Source organism: Shewanella hafniensis (assembly GCF_019655335.1).
In the GTDB taxonomy this organism is placed as follows: domain Bacteria; phylum Pseudomonadota; class Gammaproteobacteria; order Enterobacterales; family Shewanellaceae; genus Shewanella; species Shewanella hafniensis.
Window position 1 is genome coordinate 29667 of the sequence record NZ_BPFD01000001.1, and the last position, 18291, is coordinate 47957.

An 18291-nucleotide genomic window follows, 5' to 3' on the forward strand; every position below is an offset into this window, starting at 1 on the left:
TATATAAACCCACTTGTTAGCCTAATAGGCTTAGATAAAGACTCATGGTAAAACAAAGATGGAGCCGCATAATGCGGCTCCAACAAGCAACTAGTATTACAAGAAATTAGAACTTGTAAGTAGCTGAGAAATAGTGACTGATACCACTAGACTCAAAACCATCAGTATCTGGAATTAAATAGACTTCTTTATATGCTTTTAAACCATAACCAAGAGCATAGCGATCTGAGTGCCAATATAGGCCTAAGAATGTTGCACCGCCATTAGTTGCTTGCTCTCCACCATGGTACTCTTTATCTGCGCCAAATTGATAATCAACATAACCTTGGAAAGATAGGAAGCTCTTGTTATCGAAGAAGTAAAAAGGTTTGAACCAGTTAGCTGAGAATTGATAACCATTCCAATCTTTTTTATTCAAATCATAAAGACCGTACAGGTTCATACCTGTTTTGCCTAACCAAGGGATTTCAACATCAGCACCAACACCCCAGAAAGAAGCATTAGGATTAAAGTCACCATGTCCACCACCCCAGTTAAATAGAGTAGAGAAGTAAACTTCCTTTACAGGACCAAAAGATAAATCTTTGCCAGTCAATGCATCAATTGATACACGAGGAGCAAATTTCATGAACATTTTATCAGAGTTTGATTTATCGCTTGAGTCTCTTTCTGTTGGGTTAAATAGATCTACATAACCATAAAGATCAAAAATACCTGAACGACCGCCAAACTCCATTTCTAGGTAATCATGACCTGAATGAGCATCTGGCGAACGTGGTTTTTCCTTCAAAGCATACATATAATTGAATTGGTACCATTTATAATCGCTACCGTGAAGGTCTGTACGATCAGCGGCAAATGCGTTGCCAGAGATTGCAGCTACTGCTGTAGCAGCTAAAGCTAAAGTTTTAACGTTTTTCATCATCAACCCCATTTATCTTGTTTACTACCATCGAGGGTAGCGTTCTTTTTGTGGCGCTCGCATTCTACCTAGATTAAATAAAATCTCAATAATCTAGCGTAAAATCACAAACACAAAATTCTTAATTGTGAACAAAGTCGCGACTTCTGCATTACGATTAATTAACTTAACCGTGTTCCCGCGACATTTAAGACAGAATAACAGCTACACCTCAGTTGCATTCTGTGTCTTTCAATTGGAGATACTATTCACTACAGGAATCACTACTGGCACTACTGGAAAATGGTTGAATTAACTTAGGTCCTGCCCTGCATGGTCAGGACCCAGTTAGTGGGGTTTCCCCCTACTGCCGTTCATTGACTTAGATAGCTAAGAACAGACCAGCAAGTGTCGCACTCATTAAGTTAGCTAAAGAGCCAGCGATAACCGCACGAATACCCATAGTAGCTAAATCATGACGACGGTTAGGAGCCATTGCACCTAAACCACCAAGCAGAATCGCGATTGATGACAAGTTAGCGAAACCACACAGAGCAAACGAGATAATCGCTTTTGTTCTGTCAGTCATTGCTAAACCTGTTTCAGCCACAACCATACCGCCATCAGCGATGTCTTTCAGGTATGGAGCAAAGTTTAAGTAAGCAACGAATTCATTAACAATGATCTTTTGACCAATGAAAGAACCAGCAACTAATGCTTCATTCCAAGGTACACCGATAAGGAATGCTAAAGGCATGAACACATAACCGAGGATCAGTTCAAGTGTTAACTGAGGCATGCCCACCCAACCACCGATACCACCGATGATACCGTTGATCATAGCGATCAAACCAACGAAGGCTAACAACATAGCGCCAACGTTTAACGCTAAATGCATACCAGATGAAGCACCTGCTGCAGCTGCGTCTAACACGTTAGCTGGTTTGTCAGGATCTTCTGGCAAATCGCTCATGTCATTTTTAGCAACTTCAGTTTCAGGGTGCATCAGTTTAGCCATTAATAGACCACCTGGTGCTGCCATGAATGATGCGGCCACTAAGTACTCGATAGGTACACCCATCTGCGCGTAACCAGCCAATACTGAACCCGCGATTGACGCCAAACCACCCACCATGATCGCAAACAGTTCAGACTGCGTCATAGTTGGGATGAATGGACGAACAACCAAAGGAGCTTCAGTTTGACCCACGAAGATGTTAGCTGTTGCTGACATTGATTCAGTACGGCTTGTGCCCAATGCTTTTTGTAAACCACCACCGATGATACGGATGATCCACTGCATAACGCCTAAGTAATATAGAACCGCGATCAGAGAAGAGAAGAACACGATAACGGGTAACACGTTCACTGCGAAGATGAAGCCAAGTTTGAAGTTAGCTAAATCACCAAACAGGAAACCGATACCGTTTTATGCGTAACCAATAACGCTAGAAACCGCATCAGACATACCTTTTAGAATGTCTTTACCAACAGGAATATACAGTACAAAACCACCGAAAGCGGCCTGGATAGCTAACGCGCCACCCACTGTACGTAAATTAATTGCTTTTTTGTTATTCGATAGGAGGAAACCTATCGCAAGTAGGGTGACCACCCCTACTAAACTCATCAATATATTCATTAACCATCACCCTATTGTTAACACTTTTTAATTATGTTGTTAATCAACCTATTTCCGAGTCAGATTATACCCGAGCCTAAGTCGAAAATCGTCGTTTTGATCATATTTTTGGAGTTTAATTTCAATCGCTTAGTGGAGAATGCTAGTGCGACCTACACCTGTTTATTTAAAAACAACTAAAGGTCAAACAGTTGCATAGCATTCGACATCAAGTGTTCTGATATTAGAACACTTGATTTTTTTTGCAAAGTAGCGATTTTGTCTATAAAAAGAACAAGGTTAGCGGGTTGGTTACGTTTTTCAGTAACATTTATCGGCGTCATTGCCGGAGAATCAGTCTCAAGTATGAGGTGCTTGAGTGGGAGTTCAGTGACTGTTTTGAGTAATTTTTTGGCATTGGGATTCATAATCAAACCACCAATTCCCAACTTAAAACCTAACTTAATATATTCCTGTGCTATCTCAACACTGCCAGAAAAAGCATGTATCACACCGCCTCTAGGCAATTGATACTTTTTTAAACAGGCCAAAACCTCGGGATGTGCTTTAACACTATGAATAATCACCGGCAGATTAACGGATTTAGCTAACGTCAATTGCGCCTCAAAAAACGCTAACTGCTGCGGCCAAGTAGCGGAGTAAAGTTTATCTAAGCCACATTCACCAATAGCAACAAAACGAGGACATTCGAGCAACGCGGCAACTTTAGATGTTAATGCTAAGATCCCTGCATCAACATTCTCTGGGCAAAACCAAGGATGGATGCCAAGGGCAAAATAGGTTTGATATTGTGCGGCAACAGCGAGCTGTTTGTGCCAGTGTTGCGGGGACACGCCAGGAATAATCAGATTATTAACCCCAACACTGTGCATTCGCTGCACTACAGTATCGCGGTCAAGATCAAACTCGGCAAAATCTAGATGTGCGTGGGTATCAATCACTGCAAATACCTCACTCTGCGGTCGATTGACCGTTTGAATGCGCTGCCGTTTCATCAGCTGCTGTCGTTTTAGCGCATTTTATCGCTAATGGCGGATCTTCAAGGCGTGGCATACAACAACGACGATTTTCGGGTGTCAGCCCCATACGGTCGCACCAATCGATATAAACCTGCCATGTTTTTGTGATCCAATTCGCCATCATTCACATCCATAACCGTTTTTAGATTTCATTAGATACAAAAAAGGCGGTGAATTCACCGCCATTTCAACCACTATTTTGAACCTGACCTAATTAGTGCTCGCGGGTTTTCGCAAACTCAATATCAGGATATCTTTCCATTGCAAGATTCAGGTTAACCATAGTTGGCGCAATATAGGTTAAGTTGTCACCACCATCGAGTGCTAAGTTTTGGCTACACTTGCGGCGGAACTCTTCAAGCTTACGCTCATCCTTGCAATAAACCCAGCGAGCGGTCGAAACGCTGATACCTTCGTAAATGGCTTCAACGTTGTATTCGCTCTTAAGACGTCCAACTACCACTTCAAACTGCAGTACACCCACGGCGCCAACAATTAAATCGTTAGTATCGATTGGGCGGAATACTTGCACAGCACCTTCTTCAGACAACTGTACTAAGCCTTTTAATAGTTGCTTTTGCTTGAGTGGATCGCGCAGACGGATACGGCGGAACATTTCAGGCGCAAAGTTAGGCACGCCAGTAAAGCGGAACTTTTCACCTTGGGTAAAAGTATCACCAATACGAATAGTGCCATGGTTATGCAAACCAATGATATCGCCTGGGTAAGCTTCTTCAGCACGCTCACGATCGCCCGCCATAAAGGTCAATGCATCGCTGACGTTAACATCTTTACCAATACGCACATGGTGCATTTTCATGCCCTGCTCGTAACGGCCAGAACAAACACGCATAAAGGCGACACGGTCACGGTGTTTTGGATCCATGTTTGCTTGGATTTTAAACACAAAACCAGTGAATTTCTCTTCTTCAGGCATAACTACGCGTGCATCGCTTTCGCGCGGTAATGGCTTAGGTGCCCACTCAACGATACCGTCAAGAATATGATCCACACCAAAGTTACCTAACGCGGTACCAAAGAACACTGGCGTCAGCTCACCTTTCAAGAAAGCCGCATGATCAAATTCATTCGACGCGCCACGCACTAATTCCATTTCATCACGTAAATCAGCGGCATAACTGCCTATCGCTTTATCAAGATCAGGATTATTGATACCCTTCACCACGCGACGCTCTTGGATAGTATGCCCCATACCACTTTGATACAGCACGACTTCATCACGCAGTATGTGGTAAATACCTTTGAATTCTTTACCGCTGCCAATAGGCCAAGTAATAGGTGCGCAGGCAATATTCAGTACGTTTTCGACTTCATCCATCAGATCGATAGGATCACGGATATCACGGTCGAGTTTGTTCATAAAGGTCACGATCGGCGTATCACGCAGACGGGTCACTTCCATCAACTTAATAGTACGGTCTTCTACACCCTTTGCAGAGTCAATGACCATCAGACAGGAGTCAACAGCCGTTAGCGTACGATAGGTATCTTCAGAGAAGTCTTCGTGACCAGGCGTGTCGAGTAGGTTAACGAGGGCGCCACCATAGGGGAACTGCATAACAGACGTAGTAATCGAAATACCACGGTCCTTCTCCATTTCCATCCAGTCAGACTTAGCATGCTGACCCGATTTTTTGCCTTTAACCGTACCCGCTTTTTGCAAAGCGTTTCCGAATAACAGCACTTTTTCGGTAATGGTTGTTTTACCCGCATCGGGGTGCGAGATGATAGCAAAGGTCCTTCGCTTATTGATTTCATTAAGAAAATCTTGGTTTGCCATGTATAAATTCTTTTAGTTTGTACACGGATTTGTACACACTTTTGGAAGTACTCTCTTTTCAGTTCTTCGCTTGTCAAATCCGTCGTGTTAATCGTAATTGGCCGCTATTTTCGCTGATCTTGACTTTATAAACAATCAATGGTTATCTAATCGGTTACCATTTACTCTCAGCGTGCGCCAATGCTCAGTTGTAGCTGTTTGCAATCGTTGCTTCTTCAGCTCATGAACAACTGTGGCTAAACCACAAATTCCTTCGCTACCAAAAATCGATGATAGCTTGTCGTACTACACCAATGATGGTGCAGTTGCCGTTGATCGGTATTGCAGGGTATTGCGGGTTCAAAGGTTTTAGGTACTGCTGTTCACCATCAATAACCAACTGCTTAAAGGTTGCTTCTTTCGAATCATCCAAACGCGCAACAACCAATGAACCTGATGAATAAGGTAACTCAGGATCAACAACGATCACTGCTCCCTCAGGTATGGATTTTTTTCCGCTTGGATTTTCCATACTGTCGCCTTTTACGCGAAGTGCGAAACAACCCTCATGTGCTTTCCCAGTGACGTCACGCCACTCCTCAGCATCTTCATGGGCAAATCCCTCCGCTATTTCAGTCCAATCACCGGCCTGAACCCAGTTAATGAGAGGAATTCTTCCCTTAATGTCAGGCCCAACTTCTACATTACCGACCCCCAAGCCAATCTCGCCATCACCTGTGGCGAGCCAATGAGCATTCACGCGAAGCGCCTCCGCGATCTGCATGGTGTAACGAGACCTAGCCGATTTACCAGAGCAAATCTGGCTGATCGACTGCTGTTTGATACCAATGCGTCGAGCCAACTCAGACTGAGTCACCCCAGTAAGCTGCAAGGCATGGTTTAGTCGTTCGGATAAAGTTTTCATAAGCCCGTATTCTACAAATAAAACTGTAGCCTTTCAACAATTTTAACTGTTGACTTATCTACAGTTTAAACTGTAACATTCAATCTTGTAACAGTTATTATTGTAACAGGAGACGGTATGGAAGTGTTCAACACGACACAAAAACATCTCCGCCGTGCCATTGACTTGGTCGGCGGGCAATCAGCATTAGCACGAGCCATCAACTCAAAACAGCAAAACGTCTGGTTTTGGTTGAATAAATCAGGGCGTGTTCCCGCTGAATTCGTTTTACCCATCGAACAAGCTACGCAAGGACAGGTAACCCGATCCCAGTTAAGACCGGACATCTACCCCGAATGCCCAAGCGAGCTGAAAGCCAGTAACCAGTAGGATTAAGGGCAAGTAATGGTCAGCATTTTACGTAAACACAAAAGCGAGTACCTCCATGCGTGATTATGGCAAGGTCTATACCCGCTTTTGGCTAAAGCAAAATGTTTTGTCCTGGAGTGACTCAGCGAAGTTGCTAGGACTGTACTTGCTTACATGCCCGCATTGTAATTTGCTTGGCTGCTTTCGACTGCCGATTGGTTACGTTGCTTCTGACTTGAACTGGGATGAGCAACAGGTTGCCAAGGCGTTAAGTGAGTTAGAACAAGATCAGTTCCTGATTCGTTGCGAGGAATCTGGTTGGACTTTGATTCGAAGCTTTCTGAAGCACAACCCAATCGAAAACCCAAACCAAGGTAAGGCAGCCTTTCGGTTGCTTAAAGATGTACCTGCCGACTTCATTGGTATGGCATCGCTTTTGAAATCTCTTGCCGCTTTTCAAGCTCGGCTACCAGAAGAATTTTCATCATTGTTTATGCCTGATGGCAACCCGGTAAGGGACTCTCAACGGTCGGATGACTCTGAGAGAAGCAATAAAGCAACAGTTAAAACTGTTGACCACATACAGTTTGAAGACTTCTGGGATGTACAAATACGCAAAGAAAAAAAAGCGAAAGCCAAAGAAGAATGGCTACGCATGGGACTCAATGAAGACCATGAACTCGCCTTGGAAGTGCTAACACGCTGGAAAGAGCAACGAGACAACCGATTACAGTATCAAGATCGGACTAAGACCCCTATGCCACATAACTGGCTTTTAAACCGGCAATGGGAAGACGAGTACGTTCGCATTGATGAAGTACAGCAATCATCGACGAGCCTAAAGGGCAGCAATCACCAATTGAATATTGAAGAAAGCAATCGCCGCATTGCTGAAAGCTGGGCCGGACCAGGTATTCGGGAGGTTCGTTCAAGTGCAGGAGGTTGATAAACGCGAGTTTGCTGAAGTTTGGGGAGCAGCTTGGGCCATGTATGGCAAAAGCGTATCACCACAATTGCTATCCATCGCATTTGAAGCCCTTCGTGCTTATAGCATTGAAGAAGTGCGAATCGGTCTGACTCGGCATATTCAATCACCGGATACTGGGCAATTTTTTCCAAAGCCCGCTGACGTCATCAAGCATATCGACGGCAACTCAGGTTCAAGAGCCATGGTTGCTTGGAACAAAGTTGACAAGGCTGTTCGTCAGGTTGGCGCTTGGACATCCGTGATGTTTGACGATGCGCTTATCCACCGCGTGATTTCAGACATGGGTGGATGGGTTGAACTCTGCAAGGTTGATGACAGGGAATACCCCTTTAAGCAAAAAGAGTTTTTAACACGCTACCAGGCTTACTTGCTACGGGACGAAGTGGGTGAATACCCAAGGCTATTACAGGGTATTGCAGACCATCAGAACCAGCAAAAAGGATTTGATATGCAAGCGCCTGTTGCCGTAGGCGACTGGTCAAAAGCGGCACAAGTTTATACGAGAGGCATCGCTGACTTTAGCGCAGTGCCTTTAAAAAGAATAAGCCCGAAAGCCATTCAGGCGCTTCTCGGAAATGAATTAGAGGACAAAAATGAAAACGATTAAAGCAAAAACCATTGCCCTAGTGATAGCCATGTCCGCAAGCACTTCAGTCTATGCGTTTCCGGGCTATCAGTGGGAAAAAGCAGCACAAAGCGTTGGTATTGATCCTGTCATGCTCTACGCCGTTGCCTTGGCTGAGTCGGCCTCAAATCGAGGTCTCAACATGACCAGTCCATGGCCATACGCAATTCGCAATGGTTCAAATGCAACCTACGCCAAATCTAAGACAGAAGCGGAGCAACTGTTAAACCAAGCACTGCAAGAGAGTGAAAAATACCAGCTCGATATTGGCCTAATGCAAATCAATTTGCATTGGCATGGGCATCGGGTGAGCTCAGCAGCGGAACTGCTAGACCCCATCACCAACCTTACGGTCGGCTCAAGTATTTTGGCCGAAGCAATCAAGTCTTCACCAAATGATTTAGAGCTTGGCATAGGCCGCTATCACAGTTGGAACGAAGAGCGTGCACGCTGGTATGGGCAAAGAGTGCTTTCTATCTATCGCAATATTTTACATGAACTGGAGGTCCGTCAATGACAACCAATCAACAAGACTTCTATCAATTAAATTTGGCGTACCTACACGCAGCACGAGAATTAGCGCGCATTGATCCGCAAGAGGCCGTCTTGCGCTTTGGACTTACACGCGACGTGGTGGATGCACTGATTAATGCCGGTGTTGACGACCTGCAACGAGTGGCGACCTCATCATTCATGCTGTTTCAACCAAGGGGTAACCAAAGCCAACTGATTGAGATGGTGAAGAGCAAAGGTACAGGTATCCCAAGAATCGCTTATTTATTATCAACCCTAAACAACAAGGGGGATGCATGATTGATAACCTGTCCAAAAGTGAGCTGTTTACCCGAGCCTCGCTGCTTATTAAGTACGGATTTCGAACGACCATTATCGCGCTCGATACAGGTTTGCCAATCCACATTATCAGAAGGCTGCACAAAGAAGTGACTGGCAAGTCACCTTGTCCTGGTCAATTGCCAGAATCTGATGCCATCGTTAAAAGCAGAAGAGCCCTAGTTGAAGGCTCCCTGCTGATGGCGCTTTATGTCAATATTGGTGGTGATAATGTCTACAAGAAATTAAATATCGATGCTTTGATGAAGGCTTACGATGCGTACTTGGTTGCAAGAGAAGAGGCAGATCTTCCAGCTGAGATCCCCTGGAAAAAACTGACCATCAATGAAGGTTGGGTTCTAGCTCGTGATTTAAGATCACAGCTTGCATCCTTACACCGGTGTCGATGCGGCAGTCTGTATTTGACGGTATCTCAACAGCGCATTCAGCTTAAATGTCCTGTGTGTGAGATTATGGCCGAGCAAACCACTAGAGCACTTTTTGAGAACTAACATGCTGATGCATGATTTGATTGTGCACCGCCCGTGCACTTTGAGAGTACTAAGATGATAAAATTACTTAAATCTTTACCAGCACGCTGCTGGTTTATATCACTGGGGCTTTTTCTGGCGACTTTGGCTGCGGCTCATTTTTTTCCCTCAGAAATATTAACGGCATCTGCCAAGTTAGCGGCTTTGCCATTTCTGATTTGCACCGTCGTTTTTTTCAGCTACTTGGGATTCAAAGCGACCTGTAATCCCATCGGACTTATAGCCATCATCACTATGCTTGTAGCAATCGCATATTGGCAAGCGAGTTGGACAATTTTATGTGTCGGTTTAGCCTTCTTAGGCTTAAGCGGACTAATCCATTTATTTCAAAGACAACTGAAAGATACCGGTCGAGAACTAAGCCTGAGCGAAAAAAAATATTGGTACTGGGTAAACGAATTTGCAGACGGTCGCTCATCTATCCTCCCCAAAAGGCCAAAAAAATAGCCAGCCCATCACAAGCTGGCTACCTTCTGTTTTTAGTTCCTTCCTGAAGCCTGGTTATAGGCCCTAATATCGATCAAGTTGTTCTGAGCATAATCTCCAGCAAGGGATGCATTTGAGATCACTGCAATCTGCTTATCCACAAATGCTTTATCTTCTTCGGACACACTGTCGGGGATGTAAGCACCGCTCTCATCTTTTTGACGATACTCATTTAGCATTTGCTCCCTTAGACCAAGCATTTCAGGCGACCAACTCGATGAGTCTTCAGAGTTGAAAACGCGCCCCGCCAAACCTTCATTGAAAGCTTGAGCGAACACTTGACTTTGAATCGGGGTCAATCCCATTCTCTGCCCTTCGCTGTATGCTTCCTTTTTAAAATCATCAGCATACTGCTCTAGGAACTCACCATATCGATTGTTAACTGCCGCACCGAATGCCCCCGCCAACATGGCTTCAGACTTAGTGCCCCAGTTTACTTCGGAAGCATACTGCGAACTCGATCCACTGTATGCATCATTAAACGCCGTCAATGGGTTTTCCAAAGAGGTTCCTGCATCAACGGCGGCTTTTAAGCCATCCCAGGTTGATTTGCTGGCCACCGTAGCGTTGTGCAAGAAACCTCGTGAGCCAGGATCTTCAAGCGCTTGTTCTTTGTAACTCTCATAGTCTTCGCCAAAGTGATTCAAGGTATGCAGTGCTGCATCAGTATGCTTGCCACTGAAATCACCAATAGCACTGGCGCTGTTGAAGAACATTTCAGCACCAGAAACTCCGCTATCATCAGCCATAATGCGTGATCGCCACTGAGATCCAGCTTCACTGTTTAGTCCAGATTGATAGGTACTTGTGTCAGTAGCTACGGCCTGCTGAGCTTGCTGCTGATGCGCATTCAACTGTCCATCTATACCAGACAGATTGGTTTGGTAAGCCGATTGAGCTGCGTTGAACTGAGTTTGAACTGTTGCTGCATCCTCGTAGCCGCCCAATACACCCGATTCAACTTGGCTTTGAGTACCACCAAAAGTAGGTGCAGTTGATGACAAGCCTTCATTTGAGCGCGGCTGAATTGATCGTAAATCGGCTCCGGTAGCCATGGCCATAACAGTCATTGCTGCTTGATAATCATTGTCCCGTTCAGCGGGCGTTGAAGAATTGCTATAGGTTAAAGACTCCATAGCTGCGGCCACATACGCCTGATTATCATCAGGTAACAAGCGCTGATACATTGGAAGGTTTTCACGTAATCGGTTACCGGCTTCAACATGCTGGTTCATATAGCGACCTAAATAATCCATGACTTCAGGATTATCCGCCGCTAATCGGGTTAACGTCGCACCATCAGTATTTCTTTGTCCTGATAGACTGTAGCTGGCCTGATCAAGCTCACTAAAGCGGTTTGATGCCGTGACAACGTCTTGTGCTGAACTCTGAAGAGACTGATAGTCTTGGTTAGACAAGGACATCTCAACGCCAGAACGTCTTGAATCTGAAAGGTCCTTAACCATTGCATCGCGATACTCAGCACGTCGTGAATCACTTGATGCCAAGCTTTGCATCTCCCCAGTGAGCGTATTTGCGGTCGTAGATCGAGAACTGCCTTCTGATGACTCAACTTGGCCACTAAAGTTACCACCTAGATCCAACCCAGCTCGTAACCGTGATATTTTTGGCACTCTTGAGGATTCAGGCTTATCGACTCCAGGCAAGCTACCTTGTGGGGAGTCATTCCCCCCTGTACCAAGTAATCTTCCCAAGAACCCTTTGTCTGCTACTTCTTTATCACCGGTATTTGTAATAGTTCCATCGCCACCGACCCTTAGGCCTCCCGATAACACGCCAGATACCAAGCCACGTACAGCGTCTTTTTTATCGTCTCCGAAACCATACCGTGTTTGCAGGTCATCAGTAACCTGATTAACAACGGCGCTAGATGCGGAATTAGAAGAACCGATCTGACGTCCAACCGAAGAAAGGTTGTCGTAACTTAGCTTTTCACCAAAAGTTCGACTCATGGTATTGCCAACCTGACGACTAAAGGCTTGAGTTGCCTGAGTCATGGATTCTTTTGCAGAGCCGACCATTGAACCCACTGCGTTTCCGACAGAGAAACTGCTTAGTAAGTTTGACGCACCGGTCATTGCAGAACCAGTGAGGGCTGAATTTTGGAACATTGACTGTGATTGCATCACCGGGGCATTTTTTGAGACATCTGGACTAGCCAGCTTTTCATCAATGGCATCGCCGTTTTGAAGACGTCCAGCCAAGTGGGTTGCGGTTATTGCTGAGCCATACACGAGCATGAGCGAAATTGCCGGAACACTCGACGCCAACATGCCGCCAGTAGCTATCCAGGTTTGCAGCACTGAATCCATCTGCATCATCCCAGCAAAAGATGGCACTTCTGTACCTGCAAAGGCATCAAGAGCCGACATTTTCCCTGCAACGGTTAAATGAATATACAGGTTAATGATGGCCATGACAGGCATCCAAAGTTGAATCCAAAGCAGGATTAACAAGTACTTCCCGGCCATTCGCATCCCGATTTGGCCAAGGGCTATCACAAAGGCCATCAATGGGGTGATGGCGTAAATGAAACCCTCAAAAAACGTCATCATCGGACGAACAATGCTTTGGAACAGGGTCTGCTCCGCCGCCCATTGCGTATTGCGCTGCTCAATTGCTTGGTTAACCATAACGGCTGCGGTGAAAGCTTGATCATCCATATACTTGCCCGTCACGCTTTGTTCATAAATAGGCAAAAGCACTGACGCGGTCATGTACTCTTGGGTGTTAACCGAAGCCAAACCAAGGTTATTCAGTGCATTTCGGATCACGTCATCAGTGTCCGTTGCTGACGAAGTCCCCAATGAGGCTGACAGAACCTGTTTAAGCCTTGGAATGAAGGTTGATTCTGTCATGAGTTTCAGTTGGCTGTAGGCGTCGGTGCAGTCCAGATCGCTACTGCTACCACTGAGCATGATTCGAGTGCCATAAATGCGCGAATCAAACCTAATCGCAGTCATCGGGTTGGGGTCACTCAGCACCTGATCGAGGTTCTTTTGTCCAATGTCGATACCAATCAAGGTGCACTCTTTGATGTAGTTAAACCACGATTGCTCGATGTCCGAACCGGCGACACGATTTGCATCACCCAAACCAGAGCGATCCATCACCTGTTTTCTCACTTTAATCAGTGACTGTAAACTGGATGCAAAGCCGTATTCCGTCATGGCGGGAGTTGAGAAGGCGGTTTCAAACAATCGCGTGATTTGAAAGCCAACAGTCGAAATCGTACTGCCTGCGGCAGCAACACCGATAGGTACATTATCAACCACTCGAACTTGCCCCGTGTACGCATCCTCAATGCTCACTCGGGTACTGGGTCCAAACATGGTTGCAAAGACTAGCCATGAGACTAAAACGTGCTGAAAGTTAATCCCACGACCACCTTGCATTAAGGCCTGAACAGAGACCATCAATACCCCAATGAGCAAGCCAATCCGAACCATTGAAGTAAAATCGCCTGTACCAGTGATCATCGCGACAGCGTTCAGGACCTGCTCTAAAAAAGCCGAATCCCCGATGGAATAGATTTCCCACATGACCTATTCCCCCAGCGCCGTAGATTTAACGGTGTAATAACGCTGTTTGCGAATGGTCTGAATCACCTGGTTAAAATGTGCCAGCAACTCTTGCTCTGAGCCGTATCTTCGCTGCAACGCGGCGTACTCCTCATTGATTTGGCGACGTGCACGTTCAAGGTCTTCCGTTAATAACTTCGCATAGGCATGATCTTCCACACCGGAGGTACTTCTAGCTGCATTGAGCATGTCTTCAACCAATGCTCGCGCCATCTCAACAGCAATAAATGGTGCCGTTCGTGAAGCAAACGACCTAGCGGCACCTTCATTTAATGCAGAAAGTGTTCGAATCATGCCGCCAATGCTCGCGGGAGCCGAGGCCATAAAAGCCTTTTCGGTGGTGCTAGCTGCCCCAGTATTTCGAGCAAACTTAAAAATAATGCCGTTACTAGAACCTGTACCAAGAAGTAAATTTTCGACCTGAGTTGATAACCCGGTTAGGGTCACGTTAGTGATTGTCGGATTTAGACAGCCGTCTTGTATCACTGTGTCACATCGGTACATAGCGACGTTACCGCCATGAATTAGATGCTCAATAGTCACTTTATTGCCATTCAGTCTGGTCAGTTTTGGGGCTTTACCTTGACCATCAGCCGCATTCGCTAAATCACCAACGATGATCGAGCCAGTCACCGACATAACCGCTTCAAGAAAACGATCATCCCCCGATGCAAACCAGCTTGATGCCGAGTGACGTTTCAGTGCTCGCCAGACCAAGTTACCTTTAATCGTTTTGTTCACATCAGATGCCGCGACACTTGAAGCATTCTCATAAGGGTTCTTACCGTTGGACTCACTCCAACTGGTAAAAACGTCTCCAGCCCCTTTGAGAGAGCTCAACATGCTGGCTTCTGTTTGCCCCTTCTTACCAAAAGCAGCCAGAGTATCGTTCACGACTCCCTGAGCCATTTGACAGGAATTGCCAAAATATTCGTTCAACTGCTGGATTTTCTTTTGCAGTGTCTCCATGTGCTGGGAGCATTTCTCACACATAGCACTGAGCGCCAATTGGAATGCGTACCCCTTGGCATTTGCCGCTACAGAGCGAAGTAATTGAACAAACTGATCCGCGTTAACAAATGACAAACTTCCAGCGAACATATCAATGCCGCCACAACCAGCTTGGAATGACGGAGGCACCATAGAGACGAGGTTTTCGTTCATGATCCTGTTACGAACAACAACACTTCCACCAGATATAACGCCACGCCGCTGACTCTCGAATACACCAGGCGCAGTGGTGTTGGTCATTGAACCAAACAACTGATTCATCTCCTGTTGCAAGCTTGCTTGGCTCATAGATGAAAAACCAATCGCACAGGCGATTAGCGATACTTGGAATACTTTTTTCATCGTTATAACCCTCCTTGTGCACGCAGATAGCGAACAAGGAACTCAGGGTCCTGTAATATTTTTTCGTTAAGCTCTTGGGCTGACATCGCGAGTGAAACGCCGGGCTGAACAGGTCTGGTGGCATAGTAAGTTTGATCGTCAATCCAACCGGCTTGATGGGCTGCAAGAATGATTCGATTATTGAGCTCATCAAGGCTCATTGCGCCCTGGCCAATCGGAGTGATGACATTAGGCGGGTCAACTAAGAAAACCGCAGGAACAGTCGTAACGGACAAGGATTGAGCTTGTCCTGAATCGACTTTGTAATTTGGAAATTCTCCACTTGGTAAAGGCAAGCCATCGACAGCAATAGCAAACACCTCGAAACCGTAGTTCAAAGCCATGGATTCGATGATAGGCGCTTGAGCATGGCAATAAGGGCAATCCGAACGATAGAAGAAGAACAAGCCAGCCCGTTTTGCTACTTCACCTAAAGCAACATCCCGTTGAGCGCCAGCTTCTCGATCCATCCGATTGGCAGCATAGGTCGCCAAGGGTCTACGACTGATTTCATCCAAAACAGGATCGCCCATGACAACCTGCTGACTAACATCAGCAAACTGTGAGCCCTTATCCATCATGACTCGCTGGAGATACAGATAGGCTCTGACATTCTCATTCGTCGGCTCATCAATTGCCTTGTCCATGAACGACTGCATGTGCTCTCGGAACCAGGCAGCACTGAAAGGCTTTAGCCCGCTCTGACTCGACTCTGCCGCACCTGATTCCGGCTTTATAGGCTCTTCATCCTCCGCTGGCTCAGGAATGACCTGATACCAAAACCAGCCTTCCTGACCACGCTGATAGAATTGCCCATCACTAGCATGGGCGGGCAGGATGAATAGAAAGAAAATAATGATTGGGATGGTCACCCATAGGATGAACCAAGGGAACAAGGGGGTTCTCATTGTCAGCTCCAGAAAATTTCATAGAGCTAACATGCTAATGATCCCGGTAAGAGCGATTGGCCAGATAGATGAATGAATCGTGTGTTTTTCTGACTAGCTGTTGTGACCAGTAACAACAGCTAATTTTAACGAGCCAAATTTATGATTGGACCGCTTTGAGCGAGTTGCGGACGCTCACAACATGCGCTCACGAAAAAACGAATCTCGGCTTTGTCTTGAAACCTGACATTCAGTCAGCCTGTGCTCGGATAAGTATGCCTGCAGCTCCTGTTCCGAGCGATAAATCAGGTTTAGTTTAGGGTGCGCATGGCTAGATCCCTTGCTGTGTCGCCCAGAACTGATTGGTTAGCTGATCCAATCTTCTGGTGATATTGACCGTCTTTTCGGCAACCTTTCCGCTTAATTTAACGGCATCGAGGTTTTCCTGCGCATTACTTTTTATAATAAGCACGCTTTCACTGACCGAGTTTACCACCGACGTTTGTTCATTTACTGCCCGCGCAATTTGCTCGCTCATGCGGGAAATCGTGCTAATCGCATTCAGGATATTTTCCAGAGCCTGCGCCGTGGCATGGCTTTTTGCCACACTCTGTTCCGCTGCCGCTTCACCGGAACGCATGGCACTGACGGCTTGTCGGACACCACTTTGTAATTGCTCAATGACGCCGCGGATCTCTTTAGTGGATTCTTGGGTGCGATTGGCCAAAGAGCGCACTTCATCGGCAACAACCGCGAAGCCCCGGCCAAGCTCACCTGCTCGTGCAGCTTCAATGGCTGCGTTTAACGCCAACAAATTAGTCTGGTCGGCAATGGCGAGAATAACGTCGAGGATTTTTTCAATTTCATTGCTGCTTATGGCAACGTTATTGATGACCTGCGACGCCGAGTGAATGAGACGTTTCAATTCATTAATGGTGCTGGCATTTTCATCAACAACCTGTTTGCCGGAGTTGGCAATTGCCAGTCCGTCAGCAGAGGCGGTAGAAGTTTCGGCTGCGTTGATGGATACGCTTTGGAGTTAAAAGATCCGAAGCTAACCAAGCAGTTATTGTGGCAGGAGTACCAAGCTGAACATGGCCGCGCAGCGCTGGGATATACCCAATTCTGCGAACATTATCGCCGCTGGAAAGGCTCGCAGCGCCGTTCGATGCGCCAACAGCATTATGCAGGCGAGAAACTCTTTATCGATTTCTGTGGCCCCACGGTGCCCATTGTCGACCCGCGCACTGGCGAAATCCGCAAAGCCGCCATCTTCGTGGCCACCTTAGGTGCATCCAATTACACCTATATCGAAGCCTGTGCCGGGCAGGATCAGCAGTCCTGGCTGATGGCCAACAGCCGTTGCCTGAGCTTTTTAGGCGGTGTGCCGACCTTATTGGTGCCGGATAATCTCAAGGCTGCTGTGGCCAAAGCTGACAAGTTTGAGCCGACCATCAACAGTGATTACCAGGCACTGGCGCGACATTACCGATGCACCGTCATGCCTGCGCGTCCTTATAAACCAAAGGATAAAAGCAAAGTAGAAGGTGCTGTGCTGATTGTTGAGCGCTGGGTATTAGCGCGGCTTCGCCACCAGATCTTTTACTCGCTGGAGGCACTGAATCAGGCGATCCGATTGCTGAATCACCAGCTAAACGAGCGGCCAATGAAAGCTTATAACGGATTAAGCCGTAAAGACTTGTTCCAACAAATTGACCAGCCTGCGCTCAAAGCGCTGCCTGCATTCCCGTATGAATACACCGAATACAAAGTGGCCAAAGTGGGACCGGATTACCACCTGCAGTTCGATAAACATTACTACTCGGTACCGCATGCCTTGTGCGGTGAGCGGCTGGAAATACAGGCCACTGCCACCATGATCTGGGTGCATCACAAAGGCCAGTGTGTGGCGCAGCATGTGCGAAGTAGCAAAGCCTTCGGTCAAACCTCGGAGTTATCACACTTGCCACCAGCCCACGCCGCGCATCAGGAATGGGGGCCAGAGCGATTAAGGCAATGGGCAGAGAAAATAGGGCCGGATACGCTAGGCGTGGTGCTGGCGATAGAGAAGCGTAAAGCTCATCCGGTCTTGGCACAGCGCACCTGTCTGGCACTGCTTGGCCTGCAAAAAAGTTATGGCAGCAAACGGCTGGAACGCGCCTGCGGCATGGCACTGCAACAACAGGCGACGTTCACCGGCTTTATTAAAAACTTGCTGAAAAACGGCTTCGATCAAACTCAACCTGACACCGAAAGTAGCGCCCCAGCACTTATACACACCAACTTACGTGGTCCTCACCACTACCAATAAGGA

17 protein-coding genes and 1 pseudogene are annotated in these 18291 nt (G+C 46.5%); 8 read left to right on the plus strand and 10 right to left on the minus strand.

The genetic code is table 11. The features are described from left to right. Nucleotides 1-106: 106 nt before the first annotated feature. The 6 genes and pseudogenes from K5Q99_RS00125 to K5Q99_RS00150 all read right to left on the minus strand — a co-directional run bounded on the left by K5Q99_RS00125 (nucleotide 107) and on the right by K5Q99_RS00150 (nucleotide 6267). Entirely contained in the window at nucleotides 107-922 is an 816-nt protein-coding gene (locus K5Q99_RS00125) for a nucleoside-specific channel-forming Tsx family protein (RefSeq protein ID WP_220775709.1), read from the minus strand. 361 nt (nucleotides 923-1283) lie between these two features. Beyond that, nucleotides 1284-2543: pseudogene (locus K5Q99_RS00130) on the minus strand (NupC/NupG family nucleoside CNT transporter). Between the two features lie 176 nt (nucleotides 2544-2719). Next, the gene (locus tag K5Q99_RS00135; protein WP_220775745.1) at nucleotides 2720-3484 is read right to left on the minus strand and encodes a TatD family hydrolase; all 765 of its coding nucleotides are present in this window, start codon (nucleotides 3482-3484) and stop codon (nucleotides 2720-2722) included. A gap of 10 nt (nucleotides 3485-3494) precedes the next feature. Beyond that, nucleotides 3495-3686 carry a DUF5363 family protein gene (locus K5Q99_RS00140; protein ID WP_106651303.1) on the minus strand — a complete coding sequence of 64 codons (192 nt, stop codon included), beginning with the start codon at nucleotides 3684-3686 and terminating at the stop codon, nucleotides 3495-3497. A 90-nt stretch (nucleotides 3687-3776) separates the two neighbouring features. Further along, complete coding sequence (gene prfC / locus K5Q99_RS00145) at nucleotides 3777-5363, minus strand: peptide chain release factor 3 (protein ID WP_106651304.1); 1587 nt, start codon at nucleotides 5361-5363, stop codon at nucleotides 3777-3779. A gap of 256 nt (nucleotides 5364-5619) precedes the next feature. Beyond that, on the minus strand, nucleotides 5620-6267 hold the full coding sequence (locus K5Q99_RS00150; RefSeq protein WP_054103860.1) for a LexA family protein: 648 nt from the start codon (nucleotides 6265-6267) through the stop codon (nucleotides 5620-5622). Between the two features lie 117 nt (nucleotides 6268-6384). Here K5Q99_RS00150 and K5Q99_RS00155 point away from each other — a divergent pair, with 117 nt between their 5' ends. Genes K5Q99_RS00155 through eexR form a run of 7 tightly spaced genes read left to right on the plus strand, consistent with a single transcriptional unit; the run spans nucleotide 6385 to nucleotide 10057 of the window. Then, complete coding sequence (locus K5Q99_RS00155; RefSeq protein WP_000451746.1) at nucleotides 6385-6636, plus strand: helix-turn-helix domain-containing protein; 252 nt, start codon at nucleotides 6385-6387, stop codon at nucleotides 6634-6636. A gap of 55 nt (nucleotides 6637-6691) precedes the next feature. Then, nucleotides 6692-7561, plus strand: coding sequence for a hypothetical protein (locus K5Q99_RS00160; RefSeq protein ID WP_054103861.1), 870 nt, complete (start codon nucleotides 6692-6694; stop codon nucleotides 7559-7561). Continuing rightward, nucleotides 7548-8210, plus strand: coding sequence for a DUF6475 domain-containing protein (locus K5Q99_RS00165; protein WP_084998224.1), 663 nt, complete (start codon nucleotides 7548-7550; stop codon nucleotides 8208-8210). The genes K5Q99_RS00160 and K5Q99_RS00165 overlap by 14 nt, the downstream gene beginning before the upstream one ends. After that, a complete protein-coding gene (locus K5Q99_RS00170) occupies nucleotides 8197-8745 on the plus strand; it encodes a lytic transglycosylase domain-containing protein (protein WP_054103863.1) in 549 nt (182 codons plus the stop codon). The genes K5Q99_RS00165 and K5Q99_RS00170 overlap by 14 nt, the downstream gene beginning before the upstream one ends. After that, nucleotides 8742-9041 carry a flagellar transcriptional regulator FlhD gene (locus K5Q99_RS00175; RefSeq protein ID WP_000210563.1) on the plus strand — a complete coding sequence of 100 codons (300 nt, stop codon included), beginning with the start codon at nucleotides 8742-8744 and terminating at the stop codon, nucleotides 9039-9041. Before K5Q99_RS00170 ends, K5Q99_RS00175 begins: the two co-directional genes overlap by 4 nt. Beyond that, nucleotides 9038-9571: a FlhC family transcriptional regulator gene (locus tag K5Q99_RS00180; RefSeq protein WP_000566752.1), complete on the plus strand. Its 534-nt coding sequence runs from the start codon at nucleotides 9038-9040 to the stop codon at nucleotides 9569-9571. The genes K5Q99_RS00175 and K5Q99_RS00180 overlap by 4 nt, the downstream gene beginning before the upstream one ends. Nucleotides 9572-9625: 54 nt before the next feature. Further along, on the plus strand, nucleotides 9626-10057 hold the full coding sequence (eexR, locus tag K5Q99_RS00185; protein ID WP_106651305.1) for an entry exclusion protein EexR: 432 nt from the start codon (nucleotides 9626-9628) through the stop codon (nucleotides 10055-10057). A gap of 32 nt (nucleotides 10058-10089) precedes the next feature. On the opposite strand, the gene K5Q99_RS00190 is transcribed toward eexR, so the two are convergent. The 4 genes from K5Q99_RS00190 to K5Q99_RS00205 all read right to left on the minus strand — a co-directional run bounded on the left by K5Q99_RS00190 (nucleotide 10090) and on the right by K5Q99_RS00205 (nucleotide 16902). Beyond that, the gene (locus K5Q99_RS00190; protein ID WP_106651306.1) at nucleotides 10090-13659 is read right to left on the minus strand and encodes a conjugal transfer protein TraG N-terminal domain-containing protein; all 3570 of its coding nucleotides are present in this window, start codon (nucleotides 13657-13659) and stop codon (nucleotides 10090-10092) included. A gap of 3 nt (nucleotides 13660-13662) precedes the next feature. Next, entirely contained in the window at nucleotides 13663-15051 is a 1389-nt protein-coding gene (locus K5Q99_RS00195) for a conjugal transfer protein TraH (protein WP_106651307.1), read from the minus strand. A 2-nt stretch (nucleotides 15052-15053) separates the two neighbouring features. Beyond that, on the minus strand, nucleotides 15054-15998 hold the full coding sequence (locus tag K5Q99_RS00200; RefSeq protein WP_001260106.1) for a thioredoxin family protein: 945 nt from the start codon (nucleotides 15996-15998) through the stop codon (nucleotides 15054-15056). Nucleotides 15999-16308: 310 nt separating this feature from the next. Continuing rightward, nucleotides 16309-16902, minus strand: a complete 594-nt coding sequence (locus tag K5Q99_RS00205) for a methyl-accepting chemotaxis protein (protein ID WP_198555518.1) — start codon at nucleotides 16900-16902, stop codon at nucleotides 16309-16311. Between K5Q99_RS00205 and istA the strand changes: the two genes are divergently transcribed. Next, nucleotides 16885-18288, plus strand: a complete 1404-nt coding sequence (gene istA, locus K5Q99_RS00210) for an IS21 family transposase (protein WP_157825787.1) — start codon at nucleotides 16885-16887, stop codon at nucleotides 18286-18288. The two genes, K5Q99_RS00205 and istA, sit on opposite strands and share 18 nt — an antisense overlap. Nucleotides 18289-18291: the final 3 nt, after the last annotated feature.

Excerpts from the sequence above, each read along its gene's own strand:
- K5Q99_RS00155 (WP_000451746.1), top strand. The coding sequence starts at position 6,385 with ATGGAAGTGTTCAACACGACACAAAAACATCTCCGCCGTGCCATTGAC.
- K5Q99_RS00170 (WP_054103863.1), top strand. The coding sequence starts at position 8,197 with ATGAAAACGATTAAAGCAAAAACCATTGCCCTAGTGATAGCCATGTCC.
- prfC (WP_106651304.1), bottom strand. The coding sequence starts at position 5,363 with ATGGCAAACCAAGATTTTCTTAATGAAATCAATAAGCGAAGGACCTTT.
- eexR (WP_106651305.1), top strand. The coding sequence starts at position 9,626 with ATGATAAAATTACTTAAATCTTTACCAGCACGCTGCTGGTTTATATCA.
- K5Q99_RS00125 (WP_220775709.1), bottom strand. The coding sequence starts at position 922 with ATGAAAAACGTTAAAACTTTAGCTTTAGCTGCTACAGCAGTAGCTGCA.
- K5Q99_RS00150 (WP_054103860.1), bottom strand. The coding sequence starts at position 6,267 with ATGAAAACTTTATCCGAACGACTAAACCATGCCTTGCAGCTTACTGGG.
- K5Q99_RS00140 (WP_106651303.1), bottom strand. The coding sequence starts at position 3,686 with ATGATGGCGAATTGGATCACAAAAACATGGCAGGTTTATATCGATTGG.
- K5Q99_RS00190 (WP_106651306.1), bottom strand. The coding sequence starts at position 13,659 with ATGTGGGAAATCTATTCCATCGGGGATTCGGCTTTTTTAGAGCAGGTC.
- K5Q99_RS00160 (WP_054103861.1), top strand. The coding sequence starts at position 6,692 with ATGCGTGATTATGGCAAGGTCTATACCCGCTTTTGGCTAAAGCAAAAT.
- K5Q99_RS00200 (WP_001260106.1), bottom strand. The coding sequence starts at position 15,998 with ATGAGAACCCCCTTGTTCCCTTGGTTCATCCTATGGGTGACCATCCCA.
- K5Q99_RS00180 (WP_000566752.1), top strand. The coding sequence starts at position 9,038 with ATGATTGATAACCTGTCCAAAAGTGAGCTGTTTACCCGAGCCTCGCTG.
- K5Q99_RS00175 (WP_000210563.1), top strand. The coding sequence starts at position 8,742 with ATGACAACCAATCAACAAGACTTCTATCAATTAAATTTGGCGTACCTA.
- K5Q99_RS00195 (WP_106651307.1), bottom strand. The coding sequence starts at position 15,051 with ATGAAAAAAGTATTCCAAGTATCGCTAATCGCCTGTGCGATTGGTTTT.